The organism is Cryobacterium sp. M91 (assembly GCF_002929615.1).
Classification (GTDB): domain Bacteria; phylum Actinomycetota; class Actinomycetes; order Actinomycetales; family Microbacteriaceae; genus Cryobacterium; species Cryobacterium levicorallinum.
The window spans coordinates 154661-177678 of sequence record NZ_PJJT01000088.1 but is presented as its reverse complement, the minus strand read 5'-3'; the positions used below and the strand labels follow the sequence as shown (position 1 = coordinate 177678).

General features: G+C 65.2%; 19 protein-coding genes. 15 read left to right on the top strand and 4 right to left on the bottom strand.

Annotation, left to right across the window (positions count from 1 at the left end):
• Positions 1-35: 35 nt before the first annotated feature.
• Both CXY80_RS14135 and CXY80_RS14130 read left to right on the top strand, forming a co-directional pair.
• Positions 36-1385, top strand: a complete 1350-nt coding sequence (locus tag CXY80_RS14135) for a MinD/ParA family protein (protein ID WP_233195388.1) — start codon at positions 36-38, stop codon at positions 1383-1385.
• Positions 1386-1478: 93 nt separating this feature from the next.
• A complete protein-coding gene (locus CXY80_RS14130; protein ID WP_092450571.1) occupies positions 1479-1970 on the top strand; it encodes a peptide deformylase in 492 nt (163 codons plus the stop codon).
• Positions 1971-2179: 209 nt separating this feature from the next.
• Here the strand turns inward: CXY80_RS14130 and CXY80_RS14125 are convergent, their stop codons facing one another.
• Positions 2180-4012 (bottom strand): long-chain fatty acid--CoA ligase, encoded by a 1833-nt coding sequence (locus CXY80_RS14125; RefSeq protein ID WP_092450569.1) that lies wholly within the window; start codon positions 4010-4012, stop codon positions 2180-2182.
• A 174-nt stretch (positions 4013-4186) separates the two neighbouring features.
• Between CXY80_RS14125 and CXY80_RS14120 the strand changes: the two genes are divergently transcribed.
• From CXY80_RS14120 to CXY80_RS14110, 3 genes are all read left to right on the top strand, one after another.
• Complete coding sequence (locus CXY80_RS14120; protein WP_092450567.1) at positions 4187-5131, top strand: ROK family glucokinase; 945 nt, start codon at positions 4187-4189, stop codon at positions 5129-5131.
• A 142-nt stretch (positions 5132-5273) separates the two neighbouring features.
• Positions 5274-5963 (top strand): 1-acyl-sn-glycerol-3-phosphate acyltransferase, encoded by a 690-nt coding sequence (locus tag CXY80_RS14115; protein ID WP_092450565.1) that lies wholly within the window; start codon positions 5274-5276, stop codon positions 5961-5963.
• A 100-nt stretch (positions 5964-6063) separates the two neighbouring features.
• Positions 6064-7434 (top strand): class II 3-deoxy-7-phosphoheptulonate synthase, encoded by a 1371-nt coding sequence (locus CXY80_RS14110; protein WP_092450563.1) that lies wholly within the window; start codon positions 6064-6066, stop codon positions 7432-7434.
• Positions 7435-7516: 82 nt separating this feature from the next.
• Here CXY80_RS14110 and pknB read toward each other — a convergent pair whose 3' ends face one another.
• Positions 7517-9499, bottom strand: a complete 1983-nt coding sequence (pknB, locus tag CXY80_RS14105) for a Stk1 family PASTA domain-containing Ser/Thr kinase (protein ID WP_104132865.1) — start codon at positions 9497-9499, stop codon at positions 7517-7519.
• Between the two features lie 88 nt (positions 9500-9587).
• The gene (locus tag CXY80_RS14100) at positions 9588-10928 is read right to left on the bottom strand and encodes a LysM peptidoglycan-binding domain-containing protein (protein ID WP_233195387.1); all 1341 of its coding nucleotides are present in this window, start codon (positions 10926-10928) and stop codon (positions 9588-9590) included.
• A 213-nt stretch (positions 10929-11141) separates the two neighbouring features.
• Here CXY80_RS14100 and CXY80_RS14095 point away from each other — a divergent pair, with 213 nt between their 5' ends.
• Positions 11142-11483, top strand: coding sequence for an Rv2175c family DNA-binding protein (locus CXY80_RS14095; RefSeq protein ID WP_092450557.1), 342 nt, complete (start codon positions 11142-11144; stop codon positions 11481-11483).
• A gap of 90 nt (positions 11484-11573) precedes the next feature.
• On the opposite strand, the gene CXY80_RS14090 is transcribed toward CXY80_RS14095, so the two are convergent.
• Positions 11574-12740, bottom strand: a complete 1167-nt coding sequence (locus CXY80_RS14090) for a polyprenyl synthetase family protein (RefSeq protein WP_104132863.1) — start codon at positions 12738-12740, stop codon at positions 11574-11576.
• Between the two features lie 120 nt (positions 12741-12860).
• On the opposite strand from CXY80_RS14090, the gene CXY80_RS14085 reads away from it, so the two are divergent.
• The 9 genes from CXY80_RS14085 (at position 12861) to murD (ending at position 23016) form a co-directional block, all read left to right on the top strand.
• Positions 12861-13238, top strand: a complete 378-nt coding sequence (locus CXY80_RS14085) for a DUF3040 domain-containing protein (protein ID WP_092450553.1) — start codon at positions 12861-12863, stop codon at positions 13236-13238.
• Positions 13239-13545: 307 nt separating this feature from the next.
• Positions 13546-13977 carry a division/cell wall cluster transcriptional repressor MraZ gene (mraZ, locus tag CXY80_RS14080; protein ID WP_092339873.1) on the top strand — a complete coding sequence of 144 codons (432 nt, stop codon included), beginning with the start codon at positions 13546-13548 and terminating at the stop codon, positions 13975-13977.
• 99 nt (positions 13978-14076) lie between these two features.
• Positions 14077-15048, top strand: a complete 972-nt coding sequence (rsmH, locus tag CXY80_RS14075; protein ID WP_092450552.1) for a 16S rRNA (cytosine(1402)-N(4))-methyltransferase RsmH — start codon at positions 14077-14079, stop codon at positions 15046-15048.
• The gene (locus CXY80_RS14070; protein WP_092450550.1) at positions 15045-15608 is read left to right on the top strand and encodes a hypothetical protein; all 564 of its coding nucleotides are present in this window, start codon (positions 15045-15047) and stop codon (positions 15606-15608) included. Before rsmH ends, CXY80_RS14070 begins: the two co-directional genes overlap by 4 nt.
• Positions 15609-15635: 27 nt before the next feature.
• Positions 15636-17444 (top strand): penicillin-binding protein 2, encoded by a 1809-nt coding sequence (locus tag CXY80_RS14065; RefSeq protein ID WP_104132862.1) that lies wholly within the window; start codon positions 15636-15638, stop codon positions 17442-17444.
• A 15-nt stretch (positions 17445-17459) separates the two neighbouring features.
• Positions 17460-19004, top strand: a complete 1545-nt coding sequence (locus tag CXY80_RS14060) for a Mur ligase family protein (RefSeq protein WP_104132861.1) — start codon at positions 17460-17462, stop codon at positions 19002-19004.
• A complete protein-coding gene (gene murF / locus CXY80_RS14055) occupies positions 19005-20414 on the top strand; it encodes a UDP-N-acetylmuramoyl-tripeptide--D-alanyl-D-alanine ligase (RefSeq protein ID WP_104132860.1) in 1410 nt (469 codons plus the stop codon).
• The gene (mraY, locus tag CXY80_RS14050; protein WP_104132859.1) at positions 20411-21502 is read left to right on the top strand and encodes a phospho-N-acetylmuramoyl-pentapeptide-transferase; all 1092 of its coding nucleotides are present in this window, start codon (positions 20411-20413) and stop codon (positions 21500-21502) included. Before murF ends, mraY begins: the two co-directional genes overlap by 4 nt.
• The gene (murD, locus tag CXY80_RS14045; RefSeq protein WP_233195386.1) at positions 21502-23016 is read left to right on the top strand and encodes a UDP-N-acetylmuramoyl-L-alanine--D-glutamate ligase; all 1515 of its coding nucleotides are present in this window, start codon (positions 21502-21504) and stop codon (positions 23014-23016) included. Before mraY ends, murD begins: the two co-directional genes overlap by 1 nt.
• Positions 23017-23018: the final 2 nt, after the last annotated feature.

The following is a 23018-nucleotide window of genomic DNA, read 5'->3' as shown; positions in this document are numbered from 1 at the left end:
GATTAGGGCCGTTATCGATCAGTTGAGGATGTGCCGTGCCAGACAAACGTACTGACGACCAGAGCGCGCCCGCGGGCCCCGTGTCGGCCACCGCCAAACGAACCCGGGACGAGCATCGCGGTACCGATGACCGCGGTGCGGAATACCACAGCGAGCTGCCACCGCACACGATCGACAACCTCGCAGCCTCCCTGCCCGAGAGTTTGAGCGTTCCCATCGACGTGCCCGCCGCTCCGCGGCGGGCCGTCGCCGCGGGGGGACTGAGCACCTCCGTCGAAAACACCCGCGCCCTGCCGACCCCGGCCACCCACACCGTCGAAATCAACACGCCGGCCCCGGCCAGGGCGGCTGGCGCCAGTTCCGCCATCGAATCGCTTTCCAGAACGGATGCCGCAGCGTCGGTTCGGCGCGATCGCATCCGCTCCGAAAACAGCTCAGCCCCCGAGTCGGCGGCCATGCTGACCTCGGATCGCCTGCTCACTGTGAACCGCAAGACCCGCAAGGCGCCGCAGGGCGCCTGGCCGGAATTCATCTACGCGCTCTCGCTGCACCTGGTCAATCTCGGCGACTCGCCCAAGGTGCGCGCCTACAAGGAGATGGATGAGCGCATTCGTCGCAAGTTCGAAGGCGGCACCCGGTTCGTGCCGATCCTCACCCGCAAGGGCGGCGTCGGCAAGACCACCGTCACGACGCTGCTCGGCATGGCGCTGGCCGACGCTCGAGACGACCGCATCATCGCGATCGACGCCAACCCCGACCGCGGAACGCTCTCCGAACGCGTGAGCAAGCAGACCCGCTCGACCGTGCGCGATGTCGTCTCGAAGGCCGCATCGATCGGCAACTTCACCGATTTCTCCACGCTCGTCTCGCGCGATGAAACCCGCCTCGACATTCTTGCTTCGGACACCGACCCGCTGCTCTCCGAAGCCTTCGATGAGAACGACTACAACGTCGTCGCCGACCTGGCCGCGCGTTACTACTCGATCGCCCTCACCGACTGCGGCACCGGCATTGTGCACTCGGTCATGCGCGCCACCCTACAGCGGGCCGACTCAATCGTCATCGTCTCTGGAGGAAGCGTCGACGAGGCGCGTTTGGCCTCCGAGACCCTGACCTGGCTCGAAGCGAACGGCTACGGCGACCTCGTACGCAACGCGATCGTCGCGCTCAACACGGCCACGCAGGGCACCAACCTGGTGCGCCTCGAAGAGATCGAGTCGCACTTCCGCTCACGGGTGCGAGAAATCGTGCGCATTCCCTACGACCCGCAGCTCGCCGCCGGCAGCGTCGTGTCCTACAAGGACCTCAGGCCGATCACTCGGCTGGCTGCGCGCACCCTGGCCGAGCTCGTCGTCGAGGGTCTCCCTGCCGACCGCAGCGCCTAACCCGACCCGCCCAGGGGATACGCTGAATCCGCTTGAACCAGTCGTGCCCTCCTGCTCAATCTGCCTCATCCGCTCACCCCGAGGAGTGTCCCCGTGCCCGAACGTCAGATCCGTCTCTTCGGGGATCCGGTGCTGAAGACCGTCTCCGACCCCATCGACGGAATCGACGACCGCGTTCGCGGCCTCGTGCGCGACCTGGTCGACAGCGTGCGCCTACCCGGCCGGGCGGGCGTCGCCGCCTCCCAGATCGGTGTCAACCTGCGCGCCTTCAGCTACAACGTCGACGGCGACATCGGCTACATCCTCAACCCCACCGTCGTCGAACTCTCCGGCGAACCCGACTTGGTGGACGAGGGCTGCCTGTCCGTTCCGGGCCTCTGGTACCCCACCAAGCGCTACCCCTTTGCCCGGGTGACCGGAATCGACCTCGACAATAACCCGGTCGAGCTCTCCGGCACCGGAATTATGGCCCAGGCGCTGCAGCACGAGACCGATCACCTCGATGGCTTTCTCTACATCGACCGTCTCGACAAGGAAAACCGGCGAGCCGCGATGAGGGAAATCCGCGAGTCCAGCTGGTTCTAGCCCCGCACCCCCGCGTACTGACCGGAGCGTGAACGCTCGGCGCTGACCCGGCATGGGCGAAGCCTCATGCCCCGTGACATGAGGGAACGGGGAAATGTTCGGCGGGGTTGCGAGTTCAAGGTTTGAGCGAGGAGCGGAGGGCTTTCCCGGGCTCGACCCGCCAGAAACCGCACTGAGCCCGACCCACGCGGACCGGGCCCAATCTCGCCCTACTCCCGCAGCGAGATCCCTTCAGTCACCGGCGCGTTCGAATACATCGTGTCGATCTCCTGAGCGAAGTCGCGCAGAATGATGTTGCGTTTGATGCTCATCTTCGGCGTCAGGTGCCCGCTGTCCTCGGTGAGCTCGACCGAAAGCAGCGTGAACTTGCGAATCGATTCCGCCCGCGACACACCCTCATTGGCATGGTCGACCGCGCGCTGAATTTCGGCGAGCACGGTTTTATTGACGGATGCCTGTTCCAGCGTCATTCCGGCATCCTCTTGATGGTTGTTCAGCCAGACCGGCAGCATGTCGGGGTCGAGGGTGATGAGCGCTCCGATGAAGGGCTTCTGGTCACCGACGACGATCACCTGTCCGACCAACGGGTTCGCCCGGATCGGGTCTTCGAGGGCGGCCGGAGCGACGTTCTTGCCGCCGGCCGTGACGATGATCTCCTTCTTGCGCCCGGTTATGGTGAGAAAGCCGTCAGCGTCGAAGTCGCCGATGTCGCCCGTTTTGAGCCAGCCGTCGTCGAAGGTGTCTGCCGTGGCCTGCGGGTTCTTCCAGTATTCCTTGAAGACGTTGACGCCCTTGACTTCGATCTCACCGTCGTCCATGACGCGCACTGAAACGCCGGGCAGTGGCGGTCCGACCGTGCCGATTTTGGCCTGAGTGGCCAGGCCAACGTTGGCGGGGGCGGTCGTTTCGGTCAGGCCGTAACCCTCGAGAATGACGATGCCGAGGCTCTTGAAGAAGTGGCCGAGGTGGGCGCCGAGCGGGGCCGAGCCGGAGACCGCCCAGACGACCTTTCCGCCCATGGCAGCGCGCAGCTTGCTGTAGACCAGCTTGTCGAACAGGGCGAACTTGATCTTCATGCCGAGCGGAATCGACGTTCCCGCCTGTACGAGCTTGGAATGCTCGACCGCGACGTGGGCTGCGGAATCGAAGATCTTGCCTTTGCCACCGGCCACGGCCTTCTGCTGGGCCGAGTTGTAGACCTTTTCAAACACCCGCGGCACGGCGAGCAGAAAGGTCGGTTGAAAGCTGCCCAGCGCCGCCAGGAGGGTTTTGGTGTCGGCCTGGTGCCCCACGCGCACCCCGGCGTGCACGCACAGCACCGAAATGAAGCGCGCGAAGACGTGGGCGGTCGTGATGAAGAGGAGGGTTGAGGCGCCCTCCGGGTGCACCAACACCTCTTTGAGTGCGACCGCTGCATTGCGGCTGGTCTCGAGGAAGTTCGCGTGGGTGAGCACGCAGCCCTTGGGCTTGCCGGTCGAGCCGGACGTGTAGATCAGGGTGGCCATGTCATCGCCGACAGCGAGGTTGCGGCGGCGTTCGATTTCGGCGTCGGTGATGTCAACGCCACCGGCTACGAGCTTGTCGAGGTCCCCGAGATCGATCTGCCACACGGAACCAATGGAGGCGAGTTCTGGATGAACTTCATCGAATCGGGCGAAATGATCGGCGGTCTCGACGATGACGGACGTGGCGCCCGAGTCGCTGAGGTTCCACTGCACCTGGCTGGGGGAGCTGGTCTCGTAGACCGGAACCAGAATCGCCCCGGCAAACCAGACCGCGAAGTCGATCAGGGTCCACTCGTAGCGCGTCTTGCAGATCAATCCAATCTTGTCACCTGGCTCAATGCCGGCGGCGACGAGGCCCTTGGCCAGCGCGACGACCTGGGCGTGGAATTCCTTCGTGGTGACGGGAAGCCACTGGCCGTTTCGCGGCAGAGAGAACAGAACGAGGTCTGGAGTCGCAGCGAGGCGGTCCATCAGGAGGTCGGTGATGTTGGCGCCAGGATCGGCGGGAACAACGGCGGGCATATCAAACTGTTTCACGGCAACTCCTTTGGTACCGGCTGAACGTGCCAACTGCCCAGCGCCTAAGAATTCTTAGGGTGAGCGGGTGTTTCGTCCAGCGGCAAACTGGTTTACTACACTCTAGAGGGTGTCCTGCACAGCCGCCCGGCTGACAGGCACCGCTTCCCGAATGCCCCAAACGAAAGGTGCCCCGTGCACGCCATAGGTATCGATATCGGGGGCACCAAGATCGCCGGAGCGCTCGTCGACGAAGCGGGCACGATCATCCGCTCTGAGCGCACGCCGACCACCCCCGGCAACCCGCGCGAAATTGAAGACGCCGTCGTGGCCATGATTCAGAGCCTGTCCGAGGGCGAGAACATCGTCGCTGCCGGTGTTGCAGCGGCCGGGTTCATCGATTCTGCCCAGTCGACCGTGTATTACGCGCCGAACATCAGTTGGCGTAACGAACCGTTCCGCGACAAGCTCGAGGCGCGCCTGGACCTGCCCATCATCATCGAGAACGACGCCAATGCCGCCGGCTGGGCCGAATTTCGCTTCGGCGCCGGACGCGCCTACACCGACATGGTCACCCTCACGATCGGCACAGGGGTGGGCGGTGCGATCGTGACCAACAACGCACTGTTTCGCGGTGGATTCGGCGCGGGCGCTGAACTCGGCCACCTGCGCGTCGTTCCCGACGGTTTGGCCTGCGGCTGTGGCGCTCACGGTTGCCTCGAGCAGTACGGCTCCGGCCGGGCACTGCTGCGCATCGCCAATGATTTTGCGGATGCCGGCGGCATCGGCCTCGGTTTGGCTGCTGCCCGCGAGCGGCGCGGCAAACTTACCGGCAAAGAGGTCGGACGGCTAATTCAGGACGGCGACGGTGGAGCCCTCGCTGCGCTGCGCCAGCTCGGCGGCGCGCTCGGGCAAGGCTGTGCGAGTCTGGGCGCTGTGCTCGACCCGCAGGTCTTCGTGTTCGGCGGGGGAGTCGCCGCCGCCGGCGAGCTGCTCCTCGAGCCGATCCGGGCGGCCTACCTCGAACACCTTCCGGCCCGCGGGTATCACCCGGAGGCCGAGTTCGCCATCGCCCAGCTCGTCAACGACGCCGGCGTCGTCGGTGCGGCAGACCTAGCCCGACTGCACGCCGTGCGCTGAGTGGGCGTCGAGCGGGCGCTCAGCAGGCCTGGCGCGCGGGTGTGGAAGACCGCGGCGGTGACCGGTCTGGTCTGGCCGCGCGCGGCATCCGCTTGGATAGCGCAGGCGGACTAAGCTTTCCCAGCAGGATGAAGGAGTGCGAATGTTCTATTGGATCATGAAGAACATCGTCATCGGCCCGCTGCTGCTCTCGCTGTTTCGCCCCTGGATCATCGGTCTGGACCACATTCCGAAGACCGGCCCGGTCATTCTGGCCAGCAACCACCTGTCGTTTATCGACTCGGTTTTTCTGCCGCTCGTCGTGCCGCGCCGCGTGGCTTTCCTGGCCAAAAGCGACTATTTCACCGGCAAGGGGCTCAAGGGCTGGGCAACGCGGCAGTTTTTGACCGCGGCCGGGCAGCTGCCGATTGACCGCTCCGGCGGCAAGGCCTCCGAAGATTCGCTCAATACCGGCTTGCGTGTCCTGCGGGATGGCCGAATTCTCGGCATCTACCCAGAGGGCACCCGCAGCCCGGACGCCCGCCTGTATCGGGGACGCACCGGTGTGGCACGCATGGTGCTCGAGTCGGGCGTCACGGTCATTCCGGTCGCCATGATCGACACCGAGAAGGCCATGCCCACCGGAACTCGTATTCCCCGGGTGCGCCGAATCGGAATCGTGATCGGCAAACCGCTCGATTTTTCCCGGTTCGAGGGCATGGAGGGCGACCGGTTCGTGCTGCGCAGCGTCACCGATGAGCTCATGTACGAGCTGCGGCAGCTGAGCACGCAGGAGTACGTGGACGTCTACGCATCCTCCGTCAAAGAGAAGCGGGCCAGTCTTTCGCGATAGGCTGCCAGAAGTGCTGTCTGCGCCGTGCGCGTTGCAGCACCTCATCCATTTCGTAGCCGGCGCGCGTTACCGGTCCAGCAGAGAAAACAGGAACTATCCCGTGGTAGACCCCACCGAGCCCATTGTTGCCGCAGAAGCCTCTGTCATCACGGGTCTCGACCACTGGCGCACCCTACCGATCAAGCAGCAGCCGACGTGGCCGGACGCCGACAAGGTGGCCGCGGCATCCGCCGAATTGGCGACCCAACCGCCGCTGGTCTTTGCCGGTGAGGTCGACATTTTGCGTGACCGGCTCGCGCAGGCCGCCGGCGGGCAGGGATTTTTGCTGCAGGGCGGCGACTGTGCCGAAACGTTCAGCGGCGCCACCGCCGACCAGATCCGGAATCGGGTGAAGACCGTGCTGCAGATGGCGGTCGTACTCACCTACGGCGCATCGATGCCCGTGATCAAGATGGGGCGGATGGCTGGCCAGTTCGCCAAGCCGCGCTCGAGCGACTTCGAAACCCGCGGTGACGTGACCCTGCCCGCCTACCGCGGTGACATCGTCAACGGCTACCCGTTCACCCCCGAATCGCGCGAAGCCGACCCCGACCGGCTCGTCAAGGCGTACCACACGGCAGCATCCACTCTCAATCTCATTCGCGCATTCACCCAGGGTGGCTTCGCCGATCTGCGGCAGGTGCACAGCTGGAACCAGGGCTTCGCCAAGAACCCGGCCAACCAGCGCTACGAGGGCCTGGCCAAGGACATCGACCGCGCAATTAAATTCATGATCGCCTGTGGCGCCGACTTCGAAGCCATGCGGCGCACCGAGTTCTACACCAGCCACGAAGGCCTGTTGATGGACTACGAGCGCCCGATGACGCGCATCGACTCCCGCACCGGCACGCCATACAACACCTCGGCCCACTTCATCTGGATCGGGGAACGCACCCGCGATCTCGACGGCGCCCACGTCGACTTCCTCTCCCGGGTGCGCAACCCGATCGGGGTCAAGCTCGGCCCGACCACGTCGGCCGACGACATGCTGCGCCTGGTCGACAAGCTCGACCCGAACCGGGAGCCTGGCCGCCTCACCTTCATCACTCGCATGGGGGCCGGCAAGGTGCGCGATGCCCTACCGCCGCTGCTTGAGGCGATCAAGGCGAGCGAGGCGACGCCGCTCTGGGTGACCGACCCGATGCACGGCAACGGTGTCACCACCCCGACCGGCTACAAGACGCGTCGGTTCGACGATGTCGTCGACGAGGTCAAGGGCTTCTTCGAGGCCCACCGCGCCGTCGGAACCCACCCCGGTGGAATCCACGTCGAACTCACCGGCGACGACGTCACCGAGTGCCTCGGCGGCTCCGAGCACATCGATGAGGCCGCTCTGGCGACCCGCTACGAGTCGCTCTGCGACCCGCGCCTGAACCACATGCAGTCGCTCGAGCTTGCCTTCCTGGTGGCCGAGGAGCTAGCCGCTCGCTAGCCTCTTCTTATCGACCGGGCCCGGGCCCGGAAAGCGGGCCCATGATCAATCGTGGGCCCGCTTTCACAAGGTGGGCCCAGGATTAGCCGAACGGGTTCGTCGGCTTGAGCGATATCGTGCTGCCCTTGGGCAATGACGTGCCAGCCGTTGGATCTGTCGACGCTACCTGAATAAGCGACGAGTAGAGCGGTGCATCCGCACCGGGGTTGTAGGCAAGTTTGAAGCCGAGGGCGGTCAGGGCACCTTTGCCGTCACTCCAGGACATACCCACGACGTTGGGCACGATGACCGGCTCGGGGCCGCGTGAGATTACGAGGGTGAGCGTGGCGCCCTCGCGAATCGTGCCCTCGGGAACCTGCGCGGTGATGACGTCGCCCTCGGCCACGGTGTCGCTGTAGGTCTGCTCGCCCGAGACGACGAGCAAGTTCTTTCCGACCAGAATATCGGTGGCCTCGGCCACGGTCTTGCCGTCGACGTTTGGAATCGCCCCGAGCGACACGACGAGGTTCACGGTCAGGCCTTCGAAATACTCGCCACCGGCCGAGACATCGGCACCGTCGGTTTCCTTGCTCGCGGCCACGACGGTGCTCTCGGGCACGTCACCGTTGAAGACCGGGTCGATGCTGCCGACCACGGCATTCAAATCGGTGATCAGAGCGGATGCCGCCTCCTGCGTAACTCCGGCCAGCGTGGGCAGCGTGATCGGTTGCAGGCCCTGGGAGACGATGACCGTGACCGGACTGTCCTGGGGCACCCGGCTGCCGGCATCCGGATCGGTGCCGATAACGATCCCCTCGGCAACCGTGGCGCTGAAGGCACCACCGAGCTGGGGCTGGAGGCCGAGTTCAATTAATTCAGCCGAGGCTGTTTCGGGGGAGGCCGACGCGAAATCGGGCAGCATCACGTCGGAGCCCGGGCCAGAGCCAAAGTACCAGCCGGTGCCGCCGAGAGCCGCAGCGAGGAGAACGACCAGGGCGAACAACCAGAATCCGCGGCGTTTGCGCTTGTCGGCCTTCTTGCCCAGCAGTTCGCCGCTGTCGGGCGGTCCCACCGGGCCGGTGCCGACCGGGTGAATGCCGAGCAGGGTCGCGGCGGGCGGTTTGGTGGGAGCGAGCTTGGGACCGAAAACCTGGGTTTCGGCATCCGCCAGAGCGTTGGCGCCGGTGCGCAGGCTCGCGGGCAGCACCATGGTCGATTGCAGGGCCAGCTCCTGGGTGCCGCCACGCACGAGTGCGCTGACATCGTGCAGTTGGTCGAGCATTACCCGGGCGTCGCGGGGACGATCTTCTGGATCGCGGGCGGTGGCCCAGAGCACGAGTTCATCGAGTTCGCGGGGAATTGAGTCGACCTTGGTGCTCGGCATCGGCACGGTGTCATTGGCGTGCTGATAGGCGATCTGCATCGGGGCTTCACCCACGTAGGGCTGCTCACCGGTCAGCATCTCGAATGTCATGATGCCGAGGGCGTAGATGTCGCTGCGGGCATCGGCGACGCCGCGGGTGACAAGTTCGGGGGAGAGGTAGGCGATGGTGCCGAGCAGGGCCTGACCGGTGGCCGTGTTGTTGTTGACGGCGCGAGCCAGGCCGAAGTCGCTGATCTTAATGCGACCGTCGTCGGCCAGCAAGACATTCTCGGGTTTGACGTCGCGGTGCACGATGCCGGCCTTGTGGGCGGCGGCGAGCCCGCTGAGCACGGCTTCGAGAATGTCGAGGGTTTGTTCGGGGGTGAGCCGGCCGTAATCCTTGAGCAGGTCGCGCAGGGTGATGCCGGGCAGGTATTCCATGACCAGGTAGGCCATATCGGCGTCCTGGCCCTGGTCGAAGACGTTCACGACGTTCGGGTGTGCGAGCCGGGCAGCCGAGCGGGCTTCCTGAATGAAGCGGATTTTGAAGGCGCTGTCGTCGGCCAGATGGCCGTGCATGATCTTGATCGCGACGCGACGTTCCAGCCGCAAATCGGTGGCCAGGTAGACCGTGGCCATGCCGCCGCGCGCGATTCGCGAGCGCACCTGATACCGGCCGTCGATAAGACGGCCAATCATCGGGTCGGTCGAGGGAACGCTCACTCCTTGATTCTAGGTAATAGGGTGGCGACCCCGGCGCGCGGCGCGCAGGGTTCGCCGGGGAAACACCCGGTCGGGGCGCTGAATTCGGTCAACCGATTTCGACGAGCCAGGCCTGCGCCGATGTTTCCCACTTCGCGTAGTAGTCGGGATAGGCTGAAATCTGCACTGCCTGGGCGGCCTGGGTGACGGTCATCGACTCCCAGCCGGGGATGTCGAGCAGACCGCGCGTGATGTCGGGGTTGGGGTTGGACGCGCCGCCGAAGAAGGCCAGGCTGGCCCGTACCGGGTCTATGACCTGTTCCGGGGTGCCCCAGCCGGCGCTCGGGCGCTGTTGGAACAGCCCGAGGGAATCCCGGTCGCCATAGTCGACATTGCGCAGCCCCGACTCCTGGGCGGCGGCGGCCAGCGCGATCACCAGACCGGCATTGTTCACGCCCGCGCCGCGCCCCGTCGCCACGATGGTTCGGGCGTTCTGGCGCATTTCGGCGGTCATCGGCGTGACGATGCCAGCGGTGGCGCGAGTGATGGAGGCCGCCGGGGCCACGGTCACGGGCAGGGTCAGAACCTGCCCGGGGTAGATGATGCTCGACCAGCCGAGTCCGTTGGCGTCGAGCACGGCCTGCACGCTCACCCCGGCCGCATCAGCGACCGCGGTGATGGTCTCGCCCGAGGCAATCGTGTGGGTGGCGGCGGCAACCGCAACCGCCGGCGCGACGTACACGACGGCCTCCACCGCGCCAGCAGCGGCCAGCAGCACGACCTGGCCGGGGTAGATCACGCTGCTGCCGTTGAGGCCGTTGGCTCCAAGCAGGTCGGCGGTCCTTAGCCCGTGTGTGGCTGCAATGCCGCTGATCGTGTCGCCGCTCTGCACGACATAATTCGTTGAGACCGGTGCAGCGGATGCGGCCGGCGCCGCCGCCTGAGTCAGGGTCAAGACCTGGCCTGGAAAGATCAGGGCCCGGGAATCGAGACCGTTCAGTGCCAGCACGGCCGCCGTCGACAGACCGAACCGGCCAGCGATACTACTGATGGTGTCGCCGTCTACGACGGAGTACTGCGCCGGTGCGATCTGCACGGTGGCAGCGACCGACGTGGGAACGGCGGCGAGAACCGGTGTGGACTGGGCGAGCTTGGCTTTCAGTGGCTTCTTGGCGAGCGCCTGGGCTTCGGCGGGGGCTGCGAGGTTGAGGCTGATGGCCAGGGTGCCGACCAGCACAATGGGCACAGTGAGCAGGGCCTGGCGGGACCGCAGGTCTGCGGCCTTCTTCACCCGACGCTTCGTTCCGCTGGCAACAGGAGTGCTGGCACGATCAACAGCGCTCACCTCAGCAGTGCTCAGTTCAATACCGGCGTGTGCAGCGCCAGTCTGCGGAACGGTGGCGCGCGGTGCGGCCGGCGCCGCGGCATCTGTCTTAGTTTGTGTTTTCACCCTAGTCGACATGGTGCTCCATTTCATTGTGTGCATCACGCTCGATGTGGACATCAAGTTCGCAGCAACGGCTGCTGTGCAGCAATCCCCACCCTGAGGTTTTCATAAATATGAGAAGGAGTCAATTGACACGGAGCCGCGAATTGGCACTGATCACGATAAAAAGCTCCACAAGGTTTTGTACCGGCCCCAAAATCATGGGAAGCTACCAACGTGAGTGATCTGTCTTCAGAGCCCGAGTGGCTTACTATTCCTGCCCTTGTCAACCTCCTCGGAATGAGCCAGAGCCGCGTGCGGCACCTCATCGACGACAAATACCTGCTGGCTATCCGTCGGGACAACGTCGTGTCGGTTCCCTCCCTGTTTCTGCGTGACGGAGCTCCCGTTCCGGAACTGCGCGGCACGCTGTTCGTGCTGGCCGATGACGGCTTCACCGACATGCAGGCCATGACTTGGCTGCTCGAGGTCGACGACAGCCTCGGCGTTGCTCCGATCGAAGCCCTCCGCGCCGGACGCAAGGCCGAGGTGCGCCGCGTCGCCCAGGCGCTCGCCTAAGCGCCTTCGGTCCGGCCCGCCAGCGACCGGCGTGCGGCGCAAAATGACCTCACGATAAAACGGATGCGCCGATCACGACGGCTGCGCCGGTCAGTATGCCCGACGCGTCACGCGATCGGTCAGATCGAGCAGGGTCTGCCGGGCCGTGGCGGTGATCGGTGCGGTTTCCAGTGAGTTCAGCGCTTCTGCGACCTGGGCAGCGATCAAAGTTTCGACCCGCTCGACCGCGCCGCTGGCCGTGATGAGCTCCTGAAGGGCGCGAATCTGCGCCTGATCGAGCGTCGGGTCGCCGAGCTGGGCATCCAGTGCCTGTCGATCCCGGTCGTTTAGCCGCTCCCGAGCCAGCGCGATCAGCACGGTGCGCTTGCCCTCGGTCAGGTCGTCCCCGCTTGGTTTTCCGGTCACCGCGGCATCGCCGAACACCCCGAGCAGGTCATCGCGCAACTGATAAGCCATTCCGAGCGGCAGGCCGAAGGCCCGCAGTGAGCTGAGCTGGTCGGCCGACGCTCCGGCAAGCGCGGCCCCGATCACGAGCGGAGCCTGCACGCTGTACTTGGCTGACTTGTAGACGATGACCCGCAGGGCACGGTCGAGCAGCTGCGATTCGGGCTGAGCCAGCCAGGCGCGTTCCTCGAGAATGTCGAGGTATTGCCCGGCCGTGACCTCGGTGCGCATGTGATTGAACTCAAGCCGAGCGCGCCGGGCCGACGGTCGGTCGGCGACCGCATCGAGTCCTTCGTCGAGCAGCTCGTCACTCCATCCGAGGAGCAGGTCGCCGAGCAGAATCGCCGATGCCCGTCCGAACGTGACCGGACCGCCGGACCAGCCCGCATTCTTGTGCAAACTTTCGAACAGTTTGTGGGCGCTCGGCGCCCCGCGTCGGGTGTCCGAGTTGTCAATAATGTCGTCGTGCACGAGCGCGGCGGCATGAAAAATTTCCAGGGCGCTGGCCGCCGAGACGACCGCCTCGAGCGGTACCGGGGCAGTGGATGCCGCGCCTCGCCGGCCGGCTGCGGCCGCCGGTGTTTTCGCCCCCGACTGGCCCGCATCTGGGCCCGTATCGGCCGCACGGACGCTCTGCGCGCCCCAGTAACAAAACTGGGCTCGAAACCGCTTTCCACCGCTGAGAAACTGCCGTGAGAAGTCTGTTAGAGGCGTCAGATCGGAGCTGATCAGAGTCACAATTGTTTCACGGGACATGAGGAACTCGTCGATGCGCGATTGAACCAAGTCGATCAGGCGTTTGCTTTCAGGCACTCGTATAGCCTAACCACCATGGCGGGGTTAGAATTGAGTAGTTCGACCTTACCCGGTTCGAATTTTGCAGTTCAAATTTTTCAACCCACCCGCTCGATCCCGTAACTGGAAGGGAATGAGATGCCGCTTTCGGAACAGGAGCAGCGACTCCTTGAAGAGATGGAGCGCAGCCTCTATCACAACGATGCCGACTTCGTCGCCAGCGTTGGTGCTTCGCGACTCCGCCCGAACTATCGTTCCATCGCCATCGGTGTACTCCTCGCCGTCGCGGGCATTGTCGCGCTCATTCTGGGCGTAGCCATTGCACAGCTCTGGCTCGGCATTCTCGGCTTCATTGTGATGTTCGGTGGCGTTCTCGTCGCCGTCTCGCCCGGCAAAGCCATCCGTGGTGTTCCCGGACCGTCCGCACCCGGTCGTCGACCGGCGCAGGCCAAGTCCAACCAGGGGCTGATGGATCGCCTGAACGACCGCTGGGACCGCCGTCAAGACGGTCAGTAGCGCGAATGGACCATAACGCGAACGGCCAATAGTCACCTGAGCTGATTCCTCCACCGGGTTTCCAGAACTCAAGAATTTGCAGCCCCAAAGGGCCGATCATCCGATCGGCCCTTTTTTTGTGCCCAAAAACCAGCAATAGACATCCATTTTCAATGAGTGTGCTCCCTTTTCCTCCACAGCAAGTTACTAATGAATTCGGGGCAGTTTGCTGATTAAGTTCGGAAACAGGTCAGAATTCTTCGACAAGTGGTTGAAGGTGGAGTAAAGTGGAGGCAGACCTGAATCTGGCCGGAAGAAAGGGGTACGCGTGTTCCTTGGCACGTACGCCCCCCGGCTCGACGAAAAAGGTCGAATCATTCTTCCCGCGAAATTTCGGGAGGAACTCTCCACCGGCGTGGTGATGACGCGCGGGCAGGAACACTGCATCTACGTGTTCAGCACCCGCGAATTCGAAACGCTCCACGACAAGATTCGCCAGGCCCCGGTCACGAGCAAGCAAGCTCGCGACTACCTCCGGGTGTTCCTGTCCGGAGCGAGTTCCGAAACGCCGGACAAACAAAACCGCGTCACCATCCCCGGCAATCTCCGCAGCTATGCGGGGCTCGACCGGGAACTGACCGTCATCGGCGCTGGCAGCCGAGTCGAGATTTGGGACAGCGAAGCGTGGGCCACATACCTCGCCGAGCAGGAAACCTCGTACGCCAACACGACGGAGGAGGTGATTCCGGGACTCTTCTAGCCCCTGGCGCCTGACTCCTCGCCGTTTTTGCCCTGACACACTTCCCCGGTGCCAGGACGAAATGGAGGGGAATCAGGCCTCACGGACTTTCCCGGCATTATGGCCAGCAACGACATTCCCAGCAACAAAATCCACACCCCGGTACTGCTCGAACGCTGCGTCGAGCTGCTTGCCCCCGCGCTCGAACAACCCGGAGCCGTGCTCGTCGACGCGACGCTGGGAATGGGCGGTCACGCCGAAGCGATCCTGTCCCGTTTTCCGGGGCTCACGCTCGTCGGCCTCGACCGCGACACCGAGGCCCTCGCCATCGCCGAGGAACGACTCAAGGGATTCGGCGACCGGGTCCACCTCGTGCACACCGTCTATGACGGCATCGGCGAAGCCCTCGACGGGCTCGGCATCACCGAGGTCGCCGGCGTCTTGTTCGACCTCGGCGTCTCCAGCCTGCAGATCGACCGGGTCGAACGCGGCTTTTCCTACTCGAAGGATGCCCCGCTCGATATGCGCATGGACGGCACCGCCGGCCTGACAGCCGCGAGCATCCTCGCCGATTACAGCGAACGCGACCTCAAGCGCATCTTTCAGGACTACGGCGAAGAGAAACTGTCCGCCCGCTACGCCAAGGCCATCGTCGAAGCTCGCGAAACGACTCCCTTCGTGCGGTCGGCACAGCTCGTCGACGTGATCACGAAGGCGACCCCGGTCGTCGTTCAGCGGCAGGGCCACCCGGCCAAACGAGTTTTCCAGGCGCTCCGCATCGAGGTCAACCAGGAGCTCGCCGTGCTCGAGCGGGCCATTCCCGCAGCGCTCGAGCGCGTGCAGGTCGGTGGGCGCATCGTCGTTATGGCGTACCAGTCGCTCGAAGACCGCATCGTCAAACGGGCCCTCGCCGCGGCATCCGGTTCAACCGCCCCCGCCGGCCTGCCGGTGGAACTCCCCGAACACAAACCGCTCTTCACCCTGCTGCTGCGCGGAGCCGAACTGGCATCCGACGAGGAGAAGGCCATCAACCCCCGCGCGACGCCGGTTCGGCTGCGCGCTGCTGAACGACTGAGAAGGGCCGCCGCATGAGCGACAACCTTGCACGCGTATCGTTTGCGGTCGAACGTGAAAAGTTCGAGACGCCGGAGCGTCGCCCCTTTCGCATCGTCTCGTCGAACCCGAGACGCCGGGCGCGCCCGCGCATCTTCTATGCCCTCACCGCGGTGGCCGGCATGGCTGCGATCATCGTCGCCCAGCTGCTCCTGAGCGTGGGCATCTCCCAGGGAGCCTACGAGATCTCCAGCCTTCAGTCGAGCCAGTCCGAACTCGGCCGCACGGCCGCGGGCGTCAGCGAAGACCTCGTGCGGGTATCCTCGCCGCAAAGCCTCGCCGCCAACGCCGAGGGACTCGGCATGGTCACCAACTCCAACCCCGTCTACCTGCGCCTGTCCGACGGCGCTGTTTTGGGCGCTCCGGCCTCGGCGTCGGGTTCGCAGGCCGGGGCGGCCAGCCTCGTTCCGAATGCCCTGCTGACCGGCAGCGCCCTGCTGTCGCAGCTGCCCGACGACGCCGCGGCGACAACGGGCGCTGTCGCGATCACGAGTGCTCCGGTAGTTCCTGCAGGACTCGCGGCGCCCACTACCCGATAGTTTCTCCGTGTCGACCATGATGGGCAGATGAGCGTGCGCAACAGCAGTGCCCGAACCAACCCGACCAACACCCGGTCCAGTCGTCGACGCACCTTTTTCACCATCGTCGTGCTGTTCGCCGTCATCGGTGTGTTCGTGGTGCGGCTCGTCGATATTCAGGTGGTGCAGGCCGATTCGCTCACCAAGGACTCCGTGGGAAACCGTTCGGTCGGCCAGGTGATCTATGGCTCGCGCGGCGAGATCGTCGACGGGAACGGTGTGGTGCTTGCCGGAACGGTCATGCGCTACAACATCACCATGTCGCCGGTCAACGCCACCCCCTTCAAACGCACGGTCGACGGAAAAAAGGTCGAGGTCTCGGTGGCCGAGGCGGCCGCCGAAATCGGTGCCGCCACCGGGCAGACCGGTGACGCCATTCTGCTGACCATTTCCACCGCCCTCGAGGCCAACGCCAAGGCGAATTTCGCCTACATCGCCCAGAAGGTCGACGTCGACGTGCTACGCGCAGTGCAGGAGCTGCACATTCCGTGGACGTACTCCGAGAACAGCCCGAGCCGGGTCTACCCGAACGGAGCCGTCGCCGGCAATCTGCTCGGCTTTCTGTCGGGGGAGGGAGTGCCGCAAGCCGGCCTCGAATCCGGGCAGGACGCCTGCCTGGCCTCCACCAACGGTTCGGAAACCTATGAAAAGGGAGCCGACGGCGTGCGCATCCCGGGTAGCAGCGTCACGAGCACCGAGGCCGTTGACGGCGGCGACGTCGTCACCACCATCGACTCTGACCTGCAATGGTTCGTGCAGCAGACCCTTGCCGCTCGGGCGCAAGAGACCGGAGCCGCCTGGGCGAACGCGGTCGTGCAGGACGCCAAGACCGGCAAACTTCTCGCCGTCGCCGACTACCCCTCGGTCGACCCGAACAATGTGGGCGGTACCGAAAACCCCGATGATCGCGGATCCCGGGCCTTTACCCAGTCTTTCGAACCGGGGTCGACCTTCAAAGCGCTCACCGCGGCATCCGTTCTCGATGCCGGCGTTGCCACACTCGATACCGGCGTCGTCTCGCCCTACCGCTACCTGCCCTCCAACGGCGCCAATATCAATGACAGCCACTCGCACCCCGACCAGAACATGACCCTCACCGGGGTGCTGATCGACTCGAGCAACACCGGCATGTCCAAGTTCGGCGAGATGCTCACCGATCAGCAGCGCTACGACTATATGAAGGCCTTCGGAGTGGGCACCGCCACGGAGACCGGATTCCCGCGCGAAGACGGCGGCATTCTGCACCCCGCCGACGAATGGGACAACCAAACCAGCTACGCGACCATGTTCGGGCAGGGCCTGACCACGAGCGCCCTCCAGATCGCCAGCATCTACCAGACCATCGCCAACGACGGCGTGCGCATGCCGGTGCAACTGGTGGAGGGCTGCCGGCAGGCCGACGGCACGCTGACCAATGTGCCCGATGCCGCCGGCACCCGGGTGCTCTCCGAAAGCGCGGCGAACGACACGAGCGACGTGCTCGAGATGGTATATCAGAAGAGCTGGGTGAACAGTAAGTGGAACATTCCGGGCTATCGCGTCGCCGCTAAGACCGGCACCGCCCAGATGCCCGACGGGCACGGTGGGTACTCTAACGGGTACCTCGTTTCGGTTTCCGGGTTCGCCCCGGCCGACGATCCACAGTACGTAGTCTCGGTCAGCCTCGCCGATCCTGTTAAACTGAACACATCTGCCGCACCGGCTCCGGTCTTCCAGGAGATCATGAGCCAGGTTTTGAAAAAGTACCGGGCGGTTCCCTCCGGCGCGAGTGCGCCCGATCTTCCGTCCACCTGGTAAGAAAGCGAGCCCTGCGTGTCTGAATTGGCGCCGTCGGCTCTCCGTCCCGAGCATCCCGTTCCGCGGTCGTTGTCGGGATTGGTTGCCGAATTTGATCTAGAACTACGTGGAGACATCGACGGTCTTGAAGTCACCGGGGTGAGTCTGAGCTCCCGCACGGTGCAGCCCGGTGACCTTTACGTCGGCGTACCCGGAGCGCACCTGCACGGAGCCACCTTCGCCGCCGCCGCGGCAGAGGCCGGTGCCGTGGCTATCCTGACCGACCAGGCCGGGGCGCTGCTGGCCGCGGGCAGCGGGCTCCCCGTGCTCGTCACCCCGGACGCCCGCGCAGCGCTCGGCGCCGTCTCCGGGTGGATCTACCGCACCGCCGACAACCCGGCGACCCTGTTCGCGGTGACCGGCACGAACGGCAAGACCAGCGTGGTCTACCTGCTCTTCGGCATCCTGAACCAGCTCGGCATCGTCTCCGGGCTGACCTCCACCGCCGAGCGCCGCATCGGTGACCTCGCCGTGACCAGTGCGCTGACCACCCCGGAGGCGAGCGAACTGCACGCCCTGCTCGCCCGCATGAACGAGGCCGAGGTGCGCGCGGTCGGCATCGAGGTGTCGGCCCAGGCGCTCAGCCGCTACCGGGTCGACGGGCTGGTCTTCGACGTCGCCGCGTTCACCAACCTCAGCCACGACCACCTCGATGACTACGCGGCGATGGACGACTACTTTCAGGCCAAGCTCGAGCTGTTCCAGCCCGACCGCTCGCACCGCGGCGTCGTCACCGTTGACACCGACTGGGGCCGGCGCATCGCCGACGAATGCCGCATCCCGGTCACGACGATCACTAACCATACGGACATTGACGCCGACTGGCGCATGACCGTGGTCGGTGAAACCGCCAGCCACACCGATTTCGTGCTCGACGGGCCGGACGGCCGGCGCCTGCGCACCCGGGTTCCCCTGCTCGGCTGGTACATGGCTGCGAACGCCGCCCTCGCCATCGTCATGCTGGTCGAATCTGGCTTCGACCTCGAGGCGATTCAGCACACCCTCGACCGCGACGGCGGCATCGTCGCTTACATTCCCGGCCGGGCCGAGCGCATCTCCGGCGACCGGGGCCCGCTCGTCTACATCGACTACGGGCACAGTCCGGACGCCTTCCTCAATACCCTCGCGGCCCTGCGCAAATTCACCCCCGGCAAGCTGATCATGCTGTTCGGCGCTGACGGTGACCGTGACACCACGAAACGCGCCGATATGGGCGCGATCGCTGCCCGGGGCAGCGATATCGTGGTCGTGACCGACTTCCACCCGCGCTACGAAGACGCCGCGAGCATCCGTGCTGTCTTGCTTGACGCAGCGCGCGCGGCCGTTCCCGACGGCGAGTTCTACGAGGTGGCCAACCCTCGTGCGGCATTCCGCACGGCGTTGTCACTGGCACACGAAGGAGACACCATTCTGTATGCCGGCCCAGGCCATGAGGACTACCACGAGGTACAAGGCAAGAAACTGCCCTACTCCGCCCGAGAGGATGCTCGCGAAGCGCTGCGTTCGGCAGGGTGGCTGTAAATGATTGCCCTCTCCCTGACCGAGATCACCGAGGCCGTCAACGGTGCGCTGCACTTGGCCGGTCCGGCCGAAGCCGCTGACCAGATCAACGGCTCGGTCCAGACCGACTCCCGCCTGATCGAGCCAGGCTCCATCTTCGTTGCCAAGCCCGGCGCGGTGACCGACGGCCACCTGTTCGCGCCGGTCGCCGCCGAGCGCGGTGCCGCCCTATTGATCGTCGAGCGAACGCTCGACCTGCCGGTCACCCAGATCGTCGTCGCTGATGCCGTGGCCGCGCTCGGCGCCCTCGCCGCGGCCGTGGTCGCCCGGGTACGCGCGGCCGGAACGCTCAAGGTTGTCGCCGTCACCGGCTCGAACGGCAAGACCACCACCAAGAACCTGCTGCGCAGCATGCTCGAACGGGTCGGCCCGACCGTCGCCCCGCGTGGATCCTTCAATAACCAGGTCGGCGCGCCGATGACCATGCTCGAGGTCACGGCCGAGACTCGTTTTCTCGTGATCGAGATGGGCGCCAGCAGCGAAGGTGCGATCGCGCACCTGGTGCGCCTGGCCCGGCCCGACGTGGGGATCGTGCTTTCCGTCGGCCTCGCCCACGCCGGCGAGTTCGGCGATCTTGATGCCACCGTTCGCGCCAAATCCGAGATGGTCACCGACCTGCTCGAAACGGATGTCGCGGTGCTGAATGCAGACGATCCGCGCGTCGCGCAGATGGCCGCGCTCACCCCGGCCCGCATCGTGCGCTTCGGCGAGTACGGTCAGGTCGACGTGCGCGCGAGCGCCCTGCACGGAAGCCGCACCGGCACAACGTTCACCCTGCACCTCGCCGGCGGGCAGAGCGCTCCGGTCGTGTTCCGGGTGCTCGGCGAACACCACGTTATGAACGCCCTCGCCGCTGCCGCTGCCGCTGAAGTACTCGGGGTCTCGCTGCCCGACATCGTCGCCGCGCTCGAGGCCACGACCCGGGCCGAACGCTGGCGCATGGAGGTTCTCGGCGGCAAGGACGATGTCACCGTCATCAACGACGCCTACAACGCAAGCCCCGACTCGATGAGCGCCGCGCTCAAGACTCTCGCCCAGATCGGTACCCCCGGAAAGCGCACCATCGCCGTGCTCGGCGAAATGGCCGAACTGGGCGAACTGGCCGGTGAGGAGCACGATCGTATCGGCCTGCTCGCCGTGCGCCTCAATATCTCGCAGGTGATCGTGGTCGGGCGAGGTGCCCGCCGCATGCATATCAGCACCATCAACGAGGGGTCCTGGGACGGTGAGTCTGCCTATGTCGACACGCCGGATGAGGCCTTCGAACTGGTGCGCAGCTCAGTGAATCCGGGCGATACCGTGCTCGTCAAGTCATCCAACTCCGCGGGTCTGCGGTTCCTCGGCGATCGACTGGGAGACTTGTTCTCGTGAGAGTCCTGCTACTTTCCGGCGCGTTTTCACTCGCCTTCACCCTGTTTCTGACGCCGCTGTTCATTCGGCTGTTCAAGAAGTTCGGCTGGGGCCAGTTCATTCGCGACGATGGGCCGAAGAGCCACCACGCCAAGCGCGGCACCGCCACCATGGGCGGAATCATCATCATCCTGGGTGTGTTGATCAGCTATTTCACCGCCATGCTGATCGAGCAACGACCGTTCACCCCCTCGCCGCTGCTCGTGCTGTTCATGATGGTCGGCCTCGGACTGGTCGGGTTTCTCGACGACTTTCTGAAGACCCGCAACCAGCGCAGTCTCGGCCTCGGCGGCTGGTCCAAGGTGCTCGGGCAGGTCATCGTCGCCGGTGCCTTCGGCGTGCTGTCGCTGCAATTCGTCGACCGCAACGGTCAGACCCCCGCCTCGACGAGCGTTTCCTTCATTCGGGACCTGCCGCTTGACTTTATGAAACTGGGCACGTTCATCGGCATCACCGTGTTCCTGCTCTGGATCTGCCTGATCGTGGCCGCGACCTCGAACGGAGTGAACGTCACCGACGGTCTCGATGGCCTCGCCACCGGAGCATCCATTTTCGCCATTGGATCCTTCGTCGTGATCGGGTTCTGGCAGTCCAACCAGAGCTGCTTCGGAGGAGCGGATGCCGCCGACCAGTACAAGTGCTACCTCGGCCCCGACTCCTTCGACCTCGCCATCGTCGCCGCAACCATCGTCGGCGGCCTGATCGGGTTTCTCTGGTGGAACACCTCACCGGCCAAGATCTTTCTCGGCGACACCGGCTCGCTCGCCCTCGGCGGGGCGCTGGCCGCCCTCGCCATTCTCAGCCGTACCGAACTGCTCCTCGTGCTCATCGGTGGCCTGTTCGTGATGGAAGCCGGCTCGGTCATCGTGCAACGCGCGTACTTCAAGATCACCCACGGTAAACGCATCTTCCTGATGAGTCCGGTCCATCATCACTTTGAGCTCAAGGACTGGGCCGAAGTCACGGTTGTCGTGCGGTTCTGGATCATCGGCGGCCTGCTCGTCGCCGCCGGTGTCGGCTCGTTCTACCTCGAATGGCTGTCGCAATAGTGAACTCTAAAACCCCCGCTGCCGGCGACCGCCTGAACGGGCTGGTCAGCTGGCACGCCGACTGGCGAGGCCTGCGCGTCGCCGTGCTCGGTCTCGGCGTGACCGGCTTTGCCGCCGCCGATACCCTCGCGGAACTGGGTGCAGACGTGCTCGTGCTCGCCTCGCCGGGCGCCGACGAACGCTTCGACCTGCTCGGGGTGCTCGGGGTGCCGTTCGTGCAGGCTGACCTGCGTCAGGTGCCGGCTGAGCTGGCGGCGCAGCTACCGGAATTGATCATCGTCTCGCCGGGATTTCACCCAGATCATCCCCTGCTGCTCTGGGCGGTGGAGCACAACGTGCCGGTCTGGGGCGACATCGAGTTGGCCTGGCGGCTTCGCGACAAGGTCGGCACTCCGGCCGAGTGGTTGCTCGTCACCGGCACCAACGGCAAGACCACCACGGTGCAGCTGACCGCCACGATGCTTGGCGCGCACGGCAGCCGGGTCGCCCCCTGCGGCAATATTGGCGTGCCCGTACTTGACGCCATTCGTGACCCGCAGGGCTGGGACGTGCTCGTCGTCGAACTGTCGAGCTACCAACTGCACCACCTGCCCGCAAACGGCCCGGGCGCCCTACGTCCCTGGGCCAGCCTCTGCCTCAACATCGCCGATGATCACCTTGACTGGCACGGCTCCGCTGCGGCCTACCGCGCGGCCAAGGCGAAGGTGTACCTGAACACGGCGGTGGCCTGCGTCTACAACACAGCGGATGCCGCGACCCTCGCGATGGTGCAGGACGCCGACGTGCAGGACGGCGCCCGCGCGATCGGTTTCGGTCTCGGCGTGCCAGGACCGAGCGAATTAGGGATCGTCGACGGCATCGTCTGCGACCGGGCCTTTCTCGAGGACCGCTTCGAACGGGCCCTGGAACTGACCACCGTGCCGCACCTCGTCGCGGCCGGGCTCGGCGCCCCGCACGTGATCATGGACGTGCTCGCCGCGAGCTCCCTGGCCCGGTCGTTCGGGGTCGAGCCGGCGACCATCCACCGCGCGCTCGAAACCTTCCACCTCGACGCACACCGCATCGAAACGGTCGCGATCGCCGACGATGTGGAGTGGATCGACGATTCCAAAGCCACCAACCCGCACGCCGCCGATGCCTCGCTGGCGGCCTATGAGTCAGTCGTGTGGGTGGTCGGCGGGCTGCTCAAGGGCGTCGACATCGCCGAGCTCGTGCAGAAGCACATCGGCCGACTCCGCGGCGCCGTCATCATCGGCGTCGACCGGGTGGCAGTCCGCGAAGCATTCGCGCGACACGCCCCCGACCTGACCGTGTTTGAGATTGACGCGAACGACACTGTATCCAACGGAGGCGAACCGGTGATGACGGCTGCGGTGCGGCTGGCAGCCTCGATCGCGCAGGCCGGCGACACCGTTCTGCTCGCACCGGCCGCCGCATCGATGGATCAGTTCGAGAGCTATGCCGAACGCGGCCGGCTTTTCAATCAGGCAGTACACGACTTCTTGGGCAGGTGACG